At 70.3% G+C, this 16,067-nt stretch carries 14 protein-coding genes; 2 read left to right on the top strand and 12 right to left on the bottom strand.

Annotated elements, in window-relative coordinates; genetic code table 11:
- Positions 1–20: 20 nt before the first annotated feature.
- The gene (locus H9633_RS11915) at positions 21–287 is read left to right on the top strand and encodes a DUF4031 domain-containing protein (RefSeq protein ID WP_191713304.1); all 267 of its coding nucleotides are present in this window, start codon (positions 21–23) and stop codon (positions 285–287) included.
- Here H9633_RS11915 and H9633_RS11910 read toward each other — a convergent pair.
- Complete coding sequence (locus H9633_RS11910) at positions 252–2,549, bottom strand: Rne/Rng family ribonuclease (protein ID WP_191713303.1); 2,298 nt, start codon at positions 2,547–2,549, stop codon at positions 252–254. The two genes, H9633_RS11915 and H9633_RS11910, sit on opposite strands and share 36 nt — an antisense overlap.
- 267 nt (positions 2,550–2,816) lie before the next feature.
- On the opposite strand from H9633_RS11910, the gene H9633_RS11905 reads away from it, so the two are divergent.
- Complete coding sequence (locus tag H9633_RS11905) at positions 2,817–3,428, top strand: vitamin K epoxide reductase family protein (RefSeq protein ID WP_191713302.1); 612 nt, start codon at positions 2,817–2,819, stop codon at positions 3,426–3,428.
- Between the two features lie 60 nt (positions 3,429–3,488).
- Here H9633_RS11905 and ndk read toward each other — a convergent pair whose 3' ends face one another.
- The 11 genes from ndk to H9633_RS11850 form a co-directional block, all read right to left on the bottom strand.
- Positions 3,489–3,905 (bottom strand): nucleoside-diphosphate kinase, encoded by a 417-nt coding sequence (gene ndk / locus H9633_RS11900; protein WP_071643142.1) that lies wholly within the window; start codon positions 3,903–3,905, stop codon positions 3,489–3,491.
- 1 nt (position 3,906) lies between these two features.
- Positions 3,907–4,314 (bottom strand): DUF4233 domain-containing protein, encoded by a 408-nt coding sequence (locus H9633_RS11895; protein ID WP_225211424.1) that lies wholly within the window; start codon positions 4,312–4,314, stop codon positions 3,907–3,909.
- On the bottom strand, positions 4,311–5,663 hold the full coding sequence (locus tag H9633_RS11890) for a bifunctional folylpolyglutamate synthase/dihydrofolate synthase (protein ID WP_191713300.1): 1,353 nt from the start codon (positions 5,661–5,663) through the stop codon (positions 4,311–4,313). Before H9633_RS11890 ends, H9633_RS11895 begins: the two co-directional genes overlap by 4 nt.
- Positions 5,660–9,100 (bottom strand): isoleucine--tRNA ligase, encoded by a 3,441-nt coding sequence (gene ileS / locus H9633_RS11885; RefSeq protein ID WP_191713299.1) that lies wholly within the window; start codon positions 9,098–9,100, stop codon positions 5,660–5,662. Before ileS ends, H9633_RS11890 begins: the two co-directional genes overlap by 4 nt.
- Before the next feature lie 236 nt (positions 9,101–9,336).
- A complete protein-coding gene (locus tag H9633_RS11880) occupies positions 9,337–9,681 on the bottom strand; it encodes a hypothetical protein (protein ID WP_191713298.1) in 345 nt (114 codons plus the stop codon).
- A gap of 58 nt (positions 9,682–9,739) precedes the next feature.
- Positions 9,740–10,687 (bottom strand): ArsA family ATPase, encoded by a 948-nt coding sequence (locus tag H9633_RS11875; RefSeq protein ID WP_318247273.1) that lies wholly within the window; start codon positions 10,685–10,687, stop codon positions 9,740–9,742.
- Between the two features lie 17 nt (positions 10,688–10,704).
- The gene (locus H9633_RS11870) at positions 10,705–10,989 is read right to left on the bottom strand and encodes a cory-CC-star protein (RefSeq protein WP_191713297.1); all 285 of its coding nucleotides are present in this window, start codon (positions 10,987–10,989) and stop codon (positions 10,705–10,707) included.
- Positions 10,990–10,992: 3 nt separating this feature from the next.
- Complete coding sequence (locus tag H9633_RS11865) at positions 10,993–12,720, bottom strand: carbon starvation CstA family protein (protein WP_071643129.1); 1,728 nt, start codon at positions 12,718–12,720, stop codon at positions 10,993–10,995.
- A 93-nt stretch (positions 12,721–12,813) separates the two neighbouring features.
- Positions 12,814–14,298 carry an ATP-binding cassette domain-containing protein gene (locus H9633_RS11860; protein ID WP_191713296.1) on the bottom strand — a complete coding sequence of 495 codons (1,485 nt, stop codon included), beginning with the start codon at positions 14,296–14,298 and terminating at the stop codon, positions 12,814–12,816.
- Positions 14,295–15,104 carry an ABC transporter permease gene (locus H9633_RS11855; RefSeq protein ID WP_191713295.1) on the bottom strand — a complete coding sequence of 270 codons (810 nt, stop codon included), beginning with the start codon at positions 15,102–15,104 and terminating at the stop codon, positions 14,295–14,297. Before H9633_RS11855 ends, H9633_RS11860 begins: the two co-directional genes overlap by 4 nt.
- Complete coding sequence (locus tag H9633_RS11850) at positions 15,101–16,066, bottom strand: ABC transporter permease (protein WP_191713294.1); 966 nt, start codon at positions 16,064–16,066, stop codon at positions 15,101–15,103. Before H9633_RS11850 ends, H9633_RS11855 begins: the two co-directional genes overlap by 4 nt.
- Between the last annotated feature and the right edge of the window lies 1 nt (position 16,067).

Below are 16,067 nucleotides of genomic sequence, written 5' to 3'. Positions count from 1 at the left end.
GTCCCCTCTAGGATCTCGACATGACCGTTCTCGTCGACGACGCCATCTGGCCCGCGCACGGCAGGCTGTGGGCGCACCTCGTCAGCGATGCGGATCTTGCCGAGCTGCACGCGTTCGCGGCGCAGCAGGGCATCCCTGCCCGCGCCTTCGACCGCGACCACTACGACGTGCCTGAGGAGGCGCTGCCGAGGCTCCTCTCCGCCGGTGCGGTGCACGTGGGCGGCAAGGAGCTCACCAGGCGGCTGATCCGCTCAGGACTCCGGGTTCGCGCCCGAGACCGGCGCTGACGCGTCCGAGGACGAGTTCGGAGTCAGCATGGCGGTCGTGACCCGACGCCGGTTGCGGCCCTGACCGGGCGCCTTCGGTTCGGGAAGGGCATCGAGCACCGAGTCGAGCAGCTGCTCGGTCTGCGTCTTCGGAGCGCCCTTGCGTTCGCCTCCGCGCTTCTTGCGCTTCTTCGGACGCTCGCTCTGCGCAGCGGCCTCGGACGACGCCTGCTGCTCTGCTGCGGGCTGATCCGGTGCGGCCTCGCCGTTCACGACGATGGTCGAGGCGGCGATCGCGGCGAGTGCCGACTTGGCGACCTCGGTGATGCTGTGCGTGCCGCCGCTGCCGGACTGCTGCTTGTCGGCTGCCGGTGCGGACTGCTGCGAGGAACCGCCGCGCGAACGACGGTTCTGCCCGCCGCCGTTCGACCCGCCGCCGTTGCTGCTGCGGTGCTTGACGACGGGATCGTGGTGCACGATCACGCCGCGCCCCGCGCAGACGTCGCACGCCTCGCTGAAGGTCTCCAGCAGGCCGAGGCCGAGCTTCTTACGGGTCATCTGCACGAGACCCAGCGAGGTCACCTCGGCGACCTGGTGCTTCGTGCGGTCGCGGCTCAGGCACTCCACCAGGCGGCGCAGCACGAGGTCGCGATTGGACTCGAGCACCATGTCGATGAAGTCGACGACGATGATGCCGCCGATGTCGCGCAGGCGCAGCTGGCGCACGATCTCCTCGGCGGCCTCGAGGTTGTTCTTGGTGACGGTCTCCTCGAGGTTTCCGCCGGAGCCGACGAACTTGCCGGTGTTCACGTCGACGACCGTCATCGCCTCGGTCCGGTCGATCACCAGCGAGCCACCTGAGGGCAGCCACACCTTGCGGTCGAGAGCCTTCTCGATCTGCTCGGTGATGCGGTACGCGTCGAACGGGTCGACCTCGTCGGTGTACGTCTCGACCCGCTCGAGCAGGTCGGGGGCGACGCTCTCGAGGTACGCGCGGATCGTCTGCCGGGCGTCGTCGCCCTGGATGGTCATGCGGGTGAAGTCCTCGTTGAAGACATCGCGCACGATCTTGACCAGCAGGTCGGGCTCGGCGTGCAGCAGCGCCGGGGCCTGCTGCGTCTGCACCTGCTTCTGGATGTGCTCCCACTGCGCGGTGAGCCGCTGCACGTCACGGGTCAGCTGCTCCTCGGTGGCGCCCTCGGCCGCCGTGCGCACGATCACGCCGGACGACTCGGGCAGCACCTCCTTGAGGATGCGCTTGAGACGAGCGCGCTCGTTGTCGGGAAGCTTCCGCGAGATGCCGTTCATCGACCCGCCCGGAACGTACACGAGGTAGCGGCCGGGAAGCGAGATCTGGCTGGTGAGTCGGGCGCCCTTGTGTCCGATCGGATCCTTGGTGACCTGCACCAGCACGCGGTCGCCCGCCTTGAGCGCCAGCTCGATGCGACGCGGCTGGTTGCCGGTCTCGACGCCGTCCCAGTCGACCTCACCGGAGTACAGCACCGCGTTGCGTCCGCGGCCGATGTCGACGAAGGCCGCCTCCATGCTGGGCAGCACGTTCTGCACGCGGCCGAGGTAGACGTTCCCGATCAGCGACGCGTCCTGGTTGCGGGCCACGTAGTGCTCGACCAGCACCTCGTCTTCGAGCACGCCGATCTGCGTGCGACCGTTCTTCGAGCGCACGACCATCATGCGATCGACGGACTCGCGGCGGGCGAGGAACTCGGCCTCGGTCACCACAGGGCGACGACGACCGGCGTCGCGGCCGTCGCGGCGACGCTGCTTCTTGGCCTCGAGGCGCGTCGAGCCCTTGATCGCCTTCGGCTCGGTGATGTACTCGACGTGGCGCTGGCGCTGACGCGGCTCGTCACGGCTCTCGTCGCCCTCGCCGCGTCGACGGCCACGTCCTCGGCGGAACGCGCTGTCGCGGTCGTCGCGGTCATCGCCCTCGTCGTCGCGTCCACCGTGTGCCGGCAGCGGGACGATCTCGGGAGCGTAGAAGTGCAGCTGCGTCGACACCTTCGACACGAACACCTCGGGCAGCAGCCCCAGGCTCACCGCGGTGACGGGCTGGGGCTCCTCGGGCGTCGTGGGCGAAGCGGCCGCAGGCTCTGCGGCCGGCTGCGCTGCGGCGGACTGATCCGTCGCGGCATCCGGCTCCACGGCATCCGGCTGCCCTGCGGCGGGCTGATCCGTCGCGGCGGTCGCGGTGTCCTCGCCTACCGGCTGCGCCGGCGTCTCGTCGAGGCTGGGGGTGGTGGTGTCATCGTTCTCATCGGCCATCTCTGGCTAGCTCCCTGCGCGGGCACTGCGTGCGCCGCGAAAACTCGTGCGGCGAAACAGCGGCCGCGAACTCGATCGGCTGGAGGTCGGCTCTCTGGCACGACCGCCTGGGGCACATCACCCCGAAGTCTTGTCGATTCCATCACGCGTGAGCGCGACGTCGTCTTCAGTCATTATCGCACTACCGCGGCCCGACGGCCGAACAGCGTTCGACTCGCGCGCCGCGATTCACCCGAGCCGCATAGCCGCCACTGGGATAATCGCGCCATGACCACCCCGCGCACCCGCCATGTCGGCTACGGAATCTGGCTCATCATCGCCGCGGTCCTCGGCTGGTGGGCGGCCTTCCAGCTGACGATCGAGAAGTTCTACGTGCTCGAGAATCCGGGCGAGACGACGAGCTGCTACGTGAGCGTCATGCTGCAGTGCGACAAGAACCTCGGATCCTGGCAGGGTGCCGTGTTCGGGTTCCCCAACCCCTTGATCGGCGTGACCGCGTGGATGGCCGTGCTCGTGATGGGCGTCGCCGTGCTCTCGGGAGTGCGCTTCCCGCGCTGGTTCTGGGGTCTGTTCGGTGTCGGCGTGCTCGGCGCATTCATCTTCGTGTGCTGGCTGATCGGCCAGAGCATCTACAGCCTGCACACCCTGTGCCCGTGGTGCATGGCCACGTGGGCGGTCACGATACCGACCTTCTTCGCGACGACGCTGCACCTCGTGCGCAACGGCACGCTCGGCCGCTCCACGGCCGCTCGGGAGCGTGCCGGACGCCTCATGGTGTGGGTGCCGCTGGCGACGATCCTGGCCTACGCCACCGTGATCGCGATGGCGCAGCTGGCCGGCCTCGATCTGCTCGGCGAGGTCATCGGCATGATCTTCTGACCACCCCACGAGAAGAGGGACGCCAGATCGGGTGTCCCTCTTCTCGTCTTCGGCCCGTGTTCAGTCGAACCAGATGCCGAGCTCACGCGCGGCGGACTCGGGGCTGTCCGAGCCGTGCACGAGGTTCTGCTGCACCTTGAGGCCCCAGTCGCGGCCGAAGTCACCGCGGATGGTGCCGGGCGCCGCCGTCGTCGGATCGGTGGTTCCCGCGAGCGAGCGGAACCCCTCGATGACGCGGTTGCCGGCGAGCCGGATCGCGACCGACGGGCCCGACATCATGAACTCGAGCAGGGGCTCGTAGAACGGCTTGCCCTCGTGCTCGGCATAGTGCGCCGCGAGCCGGTCGCGGTCGGGCTCGACCAGGCGCAGGTCGACGAGCGCGTAGCCCTTCGCCTCGATGCGGGCGAGGATGCTGCCGGTCAGGCCGCGGGCGACGCCGTCGGGCTTGACGAGGACGAGGGTTTCTTCAGTGGCCATGTCATTCGCTCTCTGTGTGAGGTTCTGCCGGCGGGCCCGCCGGCCGCTGTCGGTCGATGCGGGCCCCACCGATCGTCGCATACGCCCACATGCCGCCGAAAATCAGCACGACGAACGCGATCGCGGGCACCAGCAGCGCGCCCAGGGCGATGACGACCTGCAGCGCCCATCCGGCGGGGACCGCCCACGGCTTCGCGATCGCGCCGGCGACAGCGACGAGCGCGATCGCGACCGCCGCGCCGGCGACGATCCCCCACCACGGCGGAATGCCCGCGGGCAGAGCCTTGAGCCCGAAGATCACGAGTCCGGCGAGCAGGGCGCCGATCGCCTCGAAGCCGAGCACGATCGACCCGAGCTTCTGCACCAACGTGCGCGGGGCACGGGCGGCTCTCGCGGCACGGGCGCTCATGCGCGCCACCCCGACTTCCAGTCCTCCTCGTCCGAGAGGCGCAGGGCTTCGCCGGCCAGCACGATCGACCCGGCGATGACGACGGCGCGACGGTCGGCCGAGGCCGCCCATTCGCGAGCGGCGTCGACGGCGTCGGCGAGGGTGGGGTGCACACTCGCGCGGCGTCCGCGCTCCTCCACGAGGTCGGCGATGGCATCCGCATCCGCAGCCCGATCCGAATCGGGGGCCGTCGCGAACACCTCGGCGACCTGCGGGAGCAGCTGATCGACGATGCCGGCCGCGTCCTTGTCGGCGAAGACGCCGAGCACGAGACCCCACTCGTCGAAGTCGAAGCTGTCGTCGAGTGAACGCGCGAGGGCCGCGGCGCCGTGCGGGTTGTGCGCAGCGTCCACGACCACGGTCGGTGCGATGCCCACCAGCTGCAGACGTCCCGGAGACGTCGCGTTCTGCAGTCCGTCGGCGAGGATGTCGCCGACGATCCGCTGCGACGCACCGCCGATCAGCGATTCGACCGCGGCAACGGCGAGAGCGGCGTTGTGACCCTGATGCGCGCCGTACAGGGGCAGGTACTCGTCGACGTACTCGCCGGCGAGCCCGCGGATGCCGATCAGCTGGCCGCCCACCGCGAGCTTCTGGTCGCTGAGCCCGAAGTCCTCGCCCTCGAACGCGATCGTCGCGTCCTTCTCGGAGGCCACGCGGCGCAGCACCGCGGCGACCTCGGGTCGCTGCTCGGCCGACACGACGGCGGCGCCGTCCTTGATGATGCCGGCCTTCACCTCGGCGATGGCCTCGATGGTGTCGCCGAGGCGGTCGGCGTGATCCATGTCGATCGGCGTGAAGACCGCGACGTCGCCGTCGGCGGTGTTGGTGGAGTCCCACGACCCGCCCATGCCCACTTCGAGCACGAGCACGTCGACGGGCGCGTCCGACGCGGCGACGAACGCGAGCACGGTCAGCAGCTCGAAGAACGTCAGCGGCGCGTCGCCTGCGGACTCCAGCTCGGCGTCGACGATGCCCACGAAGGGCTCGATCTCATCCCAGGCATCCGCGATCGCCCCGTCGGCGATCGGCTCGCCGTCGATCATGATCCGCTCGGTGAAGCGCTTCAGGTGCGGGCTGGTGAACAGGCCCGTGCGCAGTCCGTGCGAACGCAGCAGGCTCTCGATCATGCGTGCGGTCGATGTCTTGCCGTTCGTGCCGGTGATGTGCACGACCCGATAGGTGCGCTGCGGGTCGTCGAGCAGCGTGAGGATGCGCGCGACTCGCTCCTTGCGAGGCTGCACCCACCGCTCCCCTGCTCGCTCGAGCAGCTTCTCGTAGACGACGTCGGCTCTCTGCACGTCGCTCATCGCGCTGCCTCCTGAGGGACGTTCGAATCGATCGTGACGATGATCGTCGCCTTCTGCGATCCCAGCGCCTTGGCGCTGGTGCGGAACACGCCGTCACCGGGACTGCCCAGGCTCTCGACCACCTGCTCGATCTCGTCTGTGGGCTGCACCGCGAATCCCACCGCGAGCGTCTCGCCCGCGATCAGGTCGGCGTGCCGGCGGAGAGCCTCCGCGTCCGCCGCGGAGACGTTCAGAGCCAGCACGATGCGATCGCTCACGTCGAGACCGGCGTTCTTGCGAGCCTCCTGCACGACGCGGATCGCATCCCGCGCCATCCCCTCGGCCTCGAGTTCCGGCGTGGTCACGGTGTCGAGCAGCATGAACCCGCCGCCGGGCACCAGGGCGAGGGCCTCGCCTTCCGGGCGCCCTGAAGTTTCGAGCACCAGGTCGTACTCGTGCGGCTCGAGGGCGATGCCGTCAGCGGTCACCACGCCGCCCTTCTCGCTCCAGAGGCCCTCCTTCGCGGCGCGGATGACCTTCTGCACCTCCTTGCCCAGGCGCGGTCCCGCGGCGCGGGCGTTGACGCTGAGACGGTGGCTGATGCCGTAGTCGGATGCCGTGTTCTGGGCCAGCTGCACGAGCTCGACCGTCTTGACGTTGAGCTCTTCGCGGAGGATGCCCTCGAACTGCGCGAGGTCGCCGGCCAGCGGTGACACGACGGTGAGGCGGGCGAGCGGCAGACGCACGCGCAGCTTCTCCTTCTTTCGCAGGGCGTTGCCGACGCTGGAGAGCTCGCGGACGGCATCCATCGCGTCGCGCACGTCGTCGGCTGCGGGGAACGCGTCGGCGTCGGGCCAGTCGGTCAGGTGCACGCTGCGCCCGCCGGTGAGTCCCTGCCAGACCCGCTCGCTGATCAGCGGCACGAGCGGTGCCGCGACACGGGACAGCGTCTCGAGCACCGTGTACAGCGTGTCGAAGGCCTCGCGGCTCTTCGGGTCGTCAGTGACGCCCTCCCAGAACCGGTCGCGCGAGCGACGGATGTACCAGTTGGTGAGCACCTCGGCGAAGTCGCGCAGCCGGGCGGATGCGGTGGTCGAGTCGAGCCCCTCGAGGTCGATGCGCACCTCGCGCACGAGGTCGCCCAGGCGCGCCAGGATGTAGCGGTCGAGCACGTCGGTGCTGTCGGTGCGCCACGTCGCCTCGTAGCCGCCGCCGGCGGCCCCCGCTGAGCCTGTCGAAGCGGCCCCCGCTGAGCCTGTCGAAGCGTTCGCATAGGTCGCGAAGAAGTACCACGAGTTCCACAGCGGCAGCAGGAACTCGCGGACCCCCGAGCGGATGCCCTCCTCGGTGACGGCGAGGTTGCCGCCGCGCAGCACCGAGCTCGACATGAGGAACCAGCGCATGGCATCCGACCCGTCGCGGTCGAGCACCTCGCTGACATCGGGATAGTTGCGCAGCGACTTCGACATCTTGTAGCCGTCGCTGCCGAGGACGATGCCGTGGCAGCTGACGCCCGTGAACGCCGGCCGGTCGAACAGGGCGGTCGAGAGCACGTGCATCACGTAGAACCAGCCGCGGGTCTGACCGATGTACTCCACGATGAAGTCCGCCGGCGCGTGCGAGTCGAACCACTCCTGGTTCTCGAACGGGTAGTGCACCTGCGCGTAGGGCATGGATCCCGAGTCGAACCACACGTCGAACACGTCCTCGATGCGACGCATCGTGCTCTTGCCGGTCGGGTCGTCCGGGTTCGGGCGCGTGAGGTCGTCGATGTACGGCCGGTGCAGGTCGACCTCCCCCTCGGGGTTGCGCGGCAGCGTGCCGAAGTCGCGCTCGAGCTCCTCGAGCGATCCGTACGCGTCGACGCGGGGGTACTCGGGGTCGTCGCTCTTCCAGATCGGGATCGGCGAGCCCCAGTAGCGGTTGCGGCTGATCGACCAGTCGCGCGCGCCCTCGAGCCACTTGCCGAACTGGCCGTGCTTGACGTTCTCGGGCACCCAGGTGATCTGCTCGTTGTTCGCGAGCAGGTCGTCCTTGATGTCGGTGACCCGGATGAACCAGCTCGAGACGGCCTTGTAGATGAGGGGGTTCCGGCAGCGCCAGCAGTGCGGGTAGGAGTGCACGTAGCTCTGCTCGCGCAGCATCCGCCCGCCGGCACGCAGCAGACGGATCAGCGGCGTGTTGGCGTCCATCCACAGCTGACCGGCCACGTCGGTGACCGACGGGAGGAAGCGTCCGCCGTCGTCGAGCGAGATGATCGTCGGGATGCCCGCGGCGTTGGTCACGCGCTGGTCGTCCTCACCGTAGGCGGGTGCCTGATGCACGATGCCCGTGCCATCGGTGGTGGTGACGTAGTCGTCGACGAGGATGCGCCAGGCGTTCTCGGTGCCCCAGGTCTCGGCATCCGCGTAGTAGTCGAGGAGCCGGTCGTACGCGACGTCCTCGAGCTCGGCGCCGAGCACGGTCTGCTGCACCGCGGCGAACGCGTCGTCCGCGGACTCGTAGCCGAGGTCCTTGGCGTAGCCGCCCAGCAGATCGCGGGCGAGCAGGTAGCGGTGCGCGTCGCTCTCGGCCGGGTCGTCCCCCGGCACGATGTCGGCGGCGCCGTTCGGCCCGCCGGGCAGCACCACGTACTCGATCTCGGGGCCGACGACGAGGGCGAGGTTGGTGGGCAGCGTCCACGGCGTGGTCGTCCAGGCCAGCGCGCGCACGGCGGTCAGGCCGAGCGTCTCGGCCTTGGCGCCGACCAGGGGGAAGGTCACGGTGACCGACGGGTCCTGACGGTCCTTGTACACGTCGTCGTCCATGCGCAGCTCGTGCGCCGACAGCGGGGTCTCATCGCGCCAGCAGTAGGGCAGCACCCGGTAGCCCTCGTACGCGAGGCCCTTGTCGTACAGCGTCTTGAACGCCCAGAGCACGCTCTCCATGTAGCCGAGGTCGAGCGTCTTGTACCCGCGCTCGAAGTCGACCCAGCGGGCCTGGCGGGTCACGTAGTCCTGCCACTCGCGCGTGTAGGTGAGCACGGAGTCGCGCGCCTTCGCGTTGAAGACGTCGATGCCCATCTGCTCGATCTCGCTCTTCTCGGTGATGCCGAGCTGCTTCATCGCCTCGAGCTCGGCGGGCAGGCCGTGCGTGTCCCAGCCGAAGACGCGGTCGACCTTCTTGCCGAGCATCGTCTGGAAGCGCGGGAAGACGTCCTTCGCGTAGCCGGTGAGCAGGTGCCCGTAGTGCGGCAGGCCGTTGGCGAACGGGGGCCCGTCGTAGAAGACCCACTCGTCGGCACCCTCGCGCTGCGCGATCGATGCCCGGAAGGTGTCGTCCGACTTCCAGAAGTCGAGCACCTCGGTCTCGATCTCGGGGAACCGCGGGCTGGGGACGACGGAGTCGGCGGCGGGTCCGACCCTTCGACTGTCGGCTTCGCCGCTGCTCAGGAACCGGAATGGCTGAGGATAGGTCATGTGCGCTCGCAGTGGTCGTGGGCGGATGCTGCTGCAGGGACGACCCGTGCGTTCACGGACCGCGGTACCACCCTGCGTGCTTCTCGCGAAGCCGCTCTCACTGCGGCGATGACGGGCCTGCCCCGCTCGGGTCTAGTTCCTGCGCCGAGGCGAAGGGTTCTTCCGAGAGCTCCCCGGTGATGGCCGGATCATTGCTTGTGCGTCCATTCTACGCGTCTTCCCGGCGAGCGCAGCACTCACGGCCAGAGCATCGCGATCACGAAGGCCGCGTAGCTGCCGGCCGCCAGCACCGCGACCACGTCGCGGATGCGCTTCGGTGCGGCGACGGCGATGAGGATGCCGACGATCGCGAGCAGAGCCCAGCACACCGGGTGCCCCCACCGGATCACGACCTCCTGCACGCCCGTCACCGTGTCGACACGGTCCGGCACGACGACGACCCACAGGGCGCTCATCCCGGCGGCGATGACCGCTCCCGCCGCGCCGAGCGGCCGACGGCGACGCCGCATCCACTCGACGAGGCCGGTCCTCGCGTCCTCACTCATCTCGCCCCCGTCCTCGACGTGGCCCCGCGGCGCCATGCGGGGAGGATATGTCCGACAGACGTCCGGCCACAAGATCTCCTGCGTCCGGCCTCGATCATCCGACGGCGGCGCACTCCAGCAGTCCGGCGAGCGTGGTCAGCGCCTCCGGTCCGGTCAGCTCCCCCGGCACGAGGGGGATCTCGAGCACCGGGGCATCCGGCACGGCGTCGCGCACGTGCTGCAGGTGTGCGTCCTCGACGGTGCGACGCGCCGCCAGCACCTCGCCGCCGTCGGCGGGCGAGCGCCGATTGGCCACCAGGCCGGCGACCGTGACGCCCATGCTCCGCAGGCTCTGCACGACTTCCAGGGTCTCCGCCACCGGCAGCGCCTCCGCCGTGAACACGACCACGAAGCCGGTGCGGGCGGGATCGGCGATGGCCTGCTGCATGCCGCTGAACCGGTCGCGGCGACGCTGCAGCGCGCGGCGGAGATCGGCCTGCGCCTCCGCCTGCGGGTCGGCGGTTCCGGCGAGCCCGCGCATCGCGGCCGAGAAGCGCTCCGAGCGGTCGCGGTTGCGCAGCAGGGTCTCGGTCCAGCCGGCGAGCTGACCCGGCAGCGCCAGCAGCCGCAGAGTGTGCCCGGAGGGCGCGGTGTCGAAGATGACGGCGTCGTAGTCGCGCTGCCCCGCTTCGGCGAGTTCGGCGATGCGCTCCAGCACCGCTGACTCATGGCTGCCGGGCGCGTGCCGCGCCCGCTCCAGATGCTCTCGGGCGGCGCGATGCTGCCGCTCAGGAAGCATGCGGGTCATGGTCTTCTCGACGGCGTCGAGGTGCCGGTCGATCGTCGCGTGCGGATCGACCTCGACGCCGTCCAGCGAGCCGCGGGCGAAGTCGGCCAGTCGCACCGGGGCATCCCCCACCTCGCGCCGCCAGAGATGGCCGAGGTTGTGCGCGGGGTCGGTGGACACCACCAGCACGCGCTCGCCGTCGCGTGCGCGGGCGACGGCGAGGGCGGATGCCAGCGAGGTCTTTCCCACGCCGCCTTTGCCCCCGACGAAGAGCATCGGTCTGCGCAGTGCGTCTAGCAGCATGTCATGTTGTCCAGCGGCGAGCGCGGCATGCCCATCCGGCGGTGCCAGCGGTGGAAGTCGTCGGCCGCGAGCGGCATGAGCTCGGCGCTGTAGTACGCCGCCGGGTCGGGCACGCCCAGCGCCTCGCCGAGCACGACCAGAGCGAACAGGTCGTCTTCATCGCGCTGCTCGCGAGCGAGCATCTGGCGGTACGGACCGGCGTAGTACTCCGCCATCCCGCGCCGCAAGGCGGCCCAGCGCCCGCGCAGGCGCCGGGCCGCCTCGGTGCGAACCATCGATCAGACCTCCTCGCGCACCGCTTCGAGCTGCGCATCCTCATCTTCGTGCTCGGGCTCGTCGCGTGCCGCGCGACGCATCGCGAGCACCGCTTCCACAGCGACCCAGACACTCGAGGCGATGATGATCACATCCAGCGCGAACAGCAGCCAATCGGCCTTCGCGGGGTCGGCGAACGAGGCGAGCTGCTCGAGCGCCGCCCAGAACGACAGCACGAAGACGATCACCAGCGGGATCACCGCCGGCAGCGGGTTGCGGCGCTTGCGGATGAGCATGACCGCGATGATCGACAGCGTCAGCGAGGCCATCAGCTGGTTGGTGGTGCCGAACAGCGGCCAGATGCGCAGCCCGCCGTCGCCGCCGAGCCCCTGCGAGAAGGTCAGACCGAGGCCGACCACGACCACCACGATCGTGGCGGGCACCTTGGTGACGCGCACCTTGACGGCATCGCCGATCTCCTGCACGACGAAGCGCAGCAGGCGCATGCCGGTGTCCATCGTCGTCGCCGCGAACAGCACCGCCATGGTGGCCAGCACCGTGGCGCTCAGCGACGCGGGCAGGCCGATGCCGGCCTGCATGAGCGCCCCGCCCCCGGTGACGAACGCTCCGACTCCACCCGCTCCGAACGCGCTGTAGACCTCGTTCCATTCGGCGACCGTGCGGAAGCCGGCGATCACGGCGAGGATCGTGCCCAGCGAGAGCAGACCCTCGCCGACGGCGCCGAAGTAGCCGACGAAGCGGGCATCCGTCTCCTTGTCGAGCTGCTTGGAGCTCGTGCCGGAGGACACCATGCCGTGGAAGCCGGAGATCGCCCCGCAGGCGATCGTGACGAACAGCAGGGGCACCATGCTGGGGGTGCCGTCCGGGACGGCGGTGTTGATCGCCGGGGCGACGATCTCGGGAGCGGTGCCCGAGAACAGCGTCGCGGTGAGCACCGACCCGAACAGCAGGATCAGTCCGACGAAGAGCTGCACGCCGTTGATGTAGTCACGCGGCTGCAGCAGCACCCAGACGGGCAGCAGCGAGGCGATCGCGCCGTAGACGAACAGCGCGAGGATCCAGAAGGTCGCGGGGCCCATCCCGAGGAAGTCGTCGGGCAGCACGACCGGAACCTGGTCGCCCAGCACGATCAGGGCGTATAGCGTGACGACGCCGACGACGGTCACCGGCAGCAGCGGCCAGCGCAGACGGTACACGGCCACACCGACGAGCAGCGCCACCAGGATCGCTCCCCAGGTGGGGATCACCGCGCTGGGCGTCGAGATCAGCAGGTTCTTGATCACGACGGCGAATGCGGCGATCACCATCAGCAGCAGCAGGAAGATGACGACGAGGAAGAGGCTCGCGCCGCGCTTGCCGATGTACCGCGCCGACAGGGCGCCGATCGATCGGCCCTTGTTGCGAGTCGAGGCCCACAGCGCGCCGAGGTCGTGCATGCCGGCGAAGAACACCGTGCCGATGGTGACCCACAGGAAGGCCGGAACCCAGCCCCAGATGACGGCGATCGCAGGACCGACGATGGGCGCGGCGCCCGCGACGGAGGTGAAGTGGTGGCCCCACAGGATGAACTTGTTCGTCGGCACGTAGTCGACGCCGTCGTTCAGCTCGTGCGCGGGGGTCTCGTACGACGCATCGAGTCGGTACACGCGCTGAGCGAGGTAGCGCGAATAGACGAGGTACCCGACGGCGAAGATCGCCAGTCCGAGGACCATGAGGAGAACAGGAGACATGGATGAGCTTCCTTTCGGCAGCGGCTTCGTCGTCGCTGTTGCGCCCCACCATAGCGAACCTGGTGTTTTGCTGTGAGAGGACGCGCCCCCGGGTCAGAGACCGGCCGCGATCAGCTCGCGCGTGAACGGATGCCGCGGTTCGGCGAACACCTCAGCAACCGCTCCCTGTTCGACGATGACACCGTCGCGCATCACCAGCACGTCATCGCACACCGCCGCGACGACCGCGAGATCGTGTGAGACGAACACCATCGTGAGCAGGCGCTCGGTCTGCAGCCGGGCGAGAAGCTCGAGCATCCGGGCCCGCACGGTGGGATCGAGTGCCGACACGGGCTCGTCGAGCACGAGCACCTGCGGGTCGGCGGCGAGCGCGCGAGCGATCGCCGCGCGCTGACGCTGCCCACCCGACAGCTCCCGCGGACGACGCAGGCTCAGCCGCTCATCCAGGCCCGCCTCCGCGAGCAGGGACGCCATGGCGCGGGGGCGCTCGCCGCGCGGAACCCCCGCCGCCTGCAGCGCCTCGGTGATCGACCGTCCGATCGTCCACCGCGGGTCGAGAGCGCCGAGCGGATTCTGGTGCACGAGCTGGATCCGCTGCGGGCTCGTCCACTGCAACCGGCCCGCATCGGGTGCCTCGACGCCGATCAGCATGCGGGCCAGGGTCGTCTTTCCCGAACCGGACTCGCCGACGATCCCGAGGGTGCGCCCGCGCTGCAGGGTGAACGACGCCCCCACCACCGCCGGCCGCTCGAACCGCTTGGAGACGTCGCGCACCTGCAGCAGCACGTCGCTGGGCTCACGTGGCGCCCGGTGCGCGCGCGGGGCGCTCGCGTCGACGAGAGCCTGCGTGTACGCGTCGCGGGGCGAGGACATCACCTCCGCGACCGGTCCTCGTTCGACGATGCGCCCCTCGCGCATGACCAGCACCCGGTCGGCGACCCTCCGCACCGCCGCGAAGTCGTGGCTGATGAAGAGCACCGCGCGTCCCTCGTCGGCGATCGAGCGCAGCAGCGTGAGGATGCGCGCCTGCACGGTGGCATCCAGCGCTGTGGTCGCCTCGTCGGCGACCAGCACAGCCGGGTCCGCGGCGAGCGCGGACGCGATCAGGGCACGCTGGCGCATCCCGCCGGACAGCTCGTGCGGGCGGTCACGTGCCCGACGCTCCGGGTCGGGCAGGGCGACGGATGCCAGCAGCTGGACGACGTGCTCCTCCCGGCGTCCGCGGTGCAGGCCATGGATCTGCATCGGCTCGGCGACCTCGCGTCCGATCCGGCGCAGCGGGTCGAGCGCGGCCAGGGCGTCCTGCGAGATCAGCGCGATTCGCCGGCCGCGCACCGACCGCCAGCCGGACTCGCTCAGGCCTGCGGTGTCGGCGCCATCGATCCGCAGCTCGTCGGCAGTCATGCGAGCGCCGTCCGGCAGCATCCCCAGCAGCGCGCGGGCGGTGAGCGACTTGCCGGCGCCGGACTCGCCGACGATGGCCACGCACTCCCCGGCGGCCACATCGAGGTCGATCCCGTCGACGAGGGTACGTCCGTCGATCGCGATGCGCAGCCCTCGTACGTGCACCGCGCTCATGCGCGCCTCCCTTCGGCTCTGGCGCGGAGGGTGCGGCCGACCACGGTCGCGCTGATCACGGTGAGCGTGATGGCGAGGCCGGGGAACACCGAGATCCACCAGGCGCGTCCCAGCACGTTGCGCCCGCCCGAGAGCATGAGCCCCCACTCCGGATCCGGCTCCGCAGGCCCGAGTCCGAGGAAGCTGAGCCCGGCGGCGGCCAGAATGCTCGAGCCGATGCCGATGGTGGCGAGCACGCTCAGCGAACCGAGCACCCCGGGCGCGACGTGGCGGGTGAAGGTGCGCACCGGGCCGACCCCGAGGATGCGCGCCGCCTCGACGTGCTCGGCGATGCGCAGCGTGCGGGTCTGCGTTCGGGCTAGACGGATGTACACCGGCACGGCCGCGATCGTCACCGCGACGGCGACGTTCGTCGCGCCGGGTCCGAGCACCGCGACCACGATCAGCGCGACGAGGAACTCGGGGAAGGCGAGCAGGATGTCGGTGACGCGCATCGCCACGGCATCCACCACCCGCGGCGAGACACCCGAGAGCGATCCGAGCAGGAGCCCGGCGACCACGGCGAGCACGGTGGCCAACAGTCCGATGCCGACCGAGCGACCTGCGCCGTGCACGACACGGGAGAACACGTCGCGCCCCGACTGGTCGGTGCCGAACAGGTGCGCCGGTCCCGGCGCCTCGAGCGCCGAGCGCACGTCGGTGCGCAGCGGGTCGTGGGTCGCGAGCAGATCGGGGAAGACGGCGGCGAGCGCGACCACGGCAAGGAACGCCACGGCGCAGGTCAGCCCCACCCGTCGCGCGATCATCGGCGCTCCTCGATGGGCGGCGCCTCGAACACGGCCGGCCGCGCGCGCAGCCGCGGGTCGATGACCGGGTGCAGCAGCTCCACGATCACGTTGACGACGACGAACACCAGCGCGCTGAGCATGATCACCCCGGCCACGACCGGCAGGTCGCGGTCGACGATGGCGGTCAGCGTCACCCGGCCGAGCCCCGGCCGCGCGAAGACGGTCTCGACGAGCACCGCCCCGCCGAGCAGCGATCCGATCAGATATGCGGCGAGGGTGAGCGCGCCCGCGGCGCCGTGGCGCAGCGAGTGCCGCAGCACGAGGCGAGCCGAACCGGCGCCGCGGGAGCGGACGGTCTCGGCGAACGGCTGCCGCTCCGCCTCGTCGATGCCGTCGCGCAGCACCTGACTGATCAGCGCCGACACCGGAAGGGCGAGGGTGAGGGCGGGCAGCACGACAGTGGCGGGGCTGCGGGTGCCCGCCACCGGGAACCAGCCCAGGCCGAAGGCGAACACGGCCAGCAGCAGGATCCCGATCCAGAACACCGGAGACGACAGCACGATCAGCTCCCCCGCGACCACCACCGCCCGCGCCGGTCCGCGACGTGCGAGCAGCGCCACGGCGAGCGCGACGACCACTGCGATCAGCAGCGCCACCGCGGTCAGCTGCAGGGTGGCGCCGAGCTGCCGCCCGATGACCTCGGTCACGGGCATCCGGAGCTGATACGACGTGCCCAGGTCTCCTCGCAGCAGTCCGCCGATGTACGAGAGGTACTGCTCGAGCGCGGGACGATCGAGGCCGAGCTCGGCTCGCACGGCTGCCTTCACCGCCTCGCTCACCTTCGCCTGCGGGCCGAGCATCACCGAGACCGCATCGCCGGGGATGACCCGGAACGCCAGGAACGCGAGCGTCGCCGCACCCCACAGCACGAGGACGGCGGACGCCGCGATCCCCGCGAGCCGGATGAGGACGCGCCGCACG

Source organism: Microbacterium commune (genome assembly GCF_014836945.1).
Lineage (GTDB): Bacteria > Actinomycetota > Actinomycetes > Actinomycetales > Microbacteriaceae > Microbacterium > Microbacterium commune.
Note: the sequence above shows the minus strand (reverse complement) of the source record. Positions and strands in the feature narration are given on the sequence as shown.

Coding starts and splice junctions, on each gene's coding strand:
- H9633_RS11865 (WP_071643129.1), bottom strand. CDS start 12,720: ATGTCTCCTGTTCTCCTCATGGTCCTCGGACTGGCGATCTTCGCCGTC.
- H9633_RS11890 (WP_191713300.1), bottom strand. CDS start 5,663: ATGAGCGACGTGCAGAGAGCCGACGTCGTCTACGAGAAGCTGCTCGAG.
- H9633_RS11870 (WP_191713297.1), bottom strand. CDS start 10,989: ATGGTTCGCACCGAGGCGGCCCGGCGCCTGCGCGGGCGCTGGGCCGCC.
- H9633_RS11895 (WP_225211424.1), bottom strand. CDS start 4,314: ATGAGCGCCCGTGCCGCGAGAGCCGCCCGTGCCCCGCGCACGTTGGTG.
- H9633_RS11910 (WP_191713303.1), bottom strand. CDS start 2,549: ATGGCCGATGAGAACGATGACACCACCACCCCCAGCCTCGACGAGACG.
- H9633_RS11880 (WP_191713298.1), bottom strand. CDS start 9,681: ATGGCGCCGCGGGGCCACGTCGAGGACGGGGGCGAGATGAGTGAGGAC.
- H9633_RS11855 (WP_191713295.1), bottom strand. CDS start 15,104: ATGATCGCGCGACGGGTGGGGCTGACCTGCGCCGTGGCGTTCCTTGCC.
- H9633_RS11905 (WP_191713302.1), top strand. CDS start 2,817: ATGACCACCCCGCGCACCCGCCATGTCGGCTACGGAATCTGGCTCATC.
- H9633_RS11915 (WP_191713304.1), top strand. CDS start 21: ATGACCGTTCTCGTCGACGACGCCATCTGGCCCGCGCACGGCAGGCTG.
- ileS (WP_191713299.1), bottom strand. CDS start 9,100: ATGACCTATCCTCAGCCATTCCGGTTCCTGAGCAGCGGCGAAGCCGAC.
- ndk (WP_071643142.1), bottom strand. CDS start 3,905: ATGGCCACTGAAGAAACCCTCGTCCTCGTCAAGCCCGACGGCGTCGCC.
- H9633_RS11860 (WP_191713296.1), bottom strand. CDS start 14,298: ATGAGCGCGGTGCACGTACGAGGGCTGCGCATCGCGATCGACGGACGT.
- H9633_RS11875 (WP_318247273.1), bottom strand. CDS start 10,687: ATGCTCTTCGTCGGGGGCAAAGGCGGCGTGGGAAAGACCTCGCTGGCA.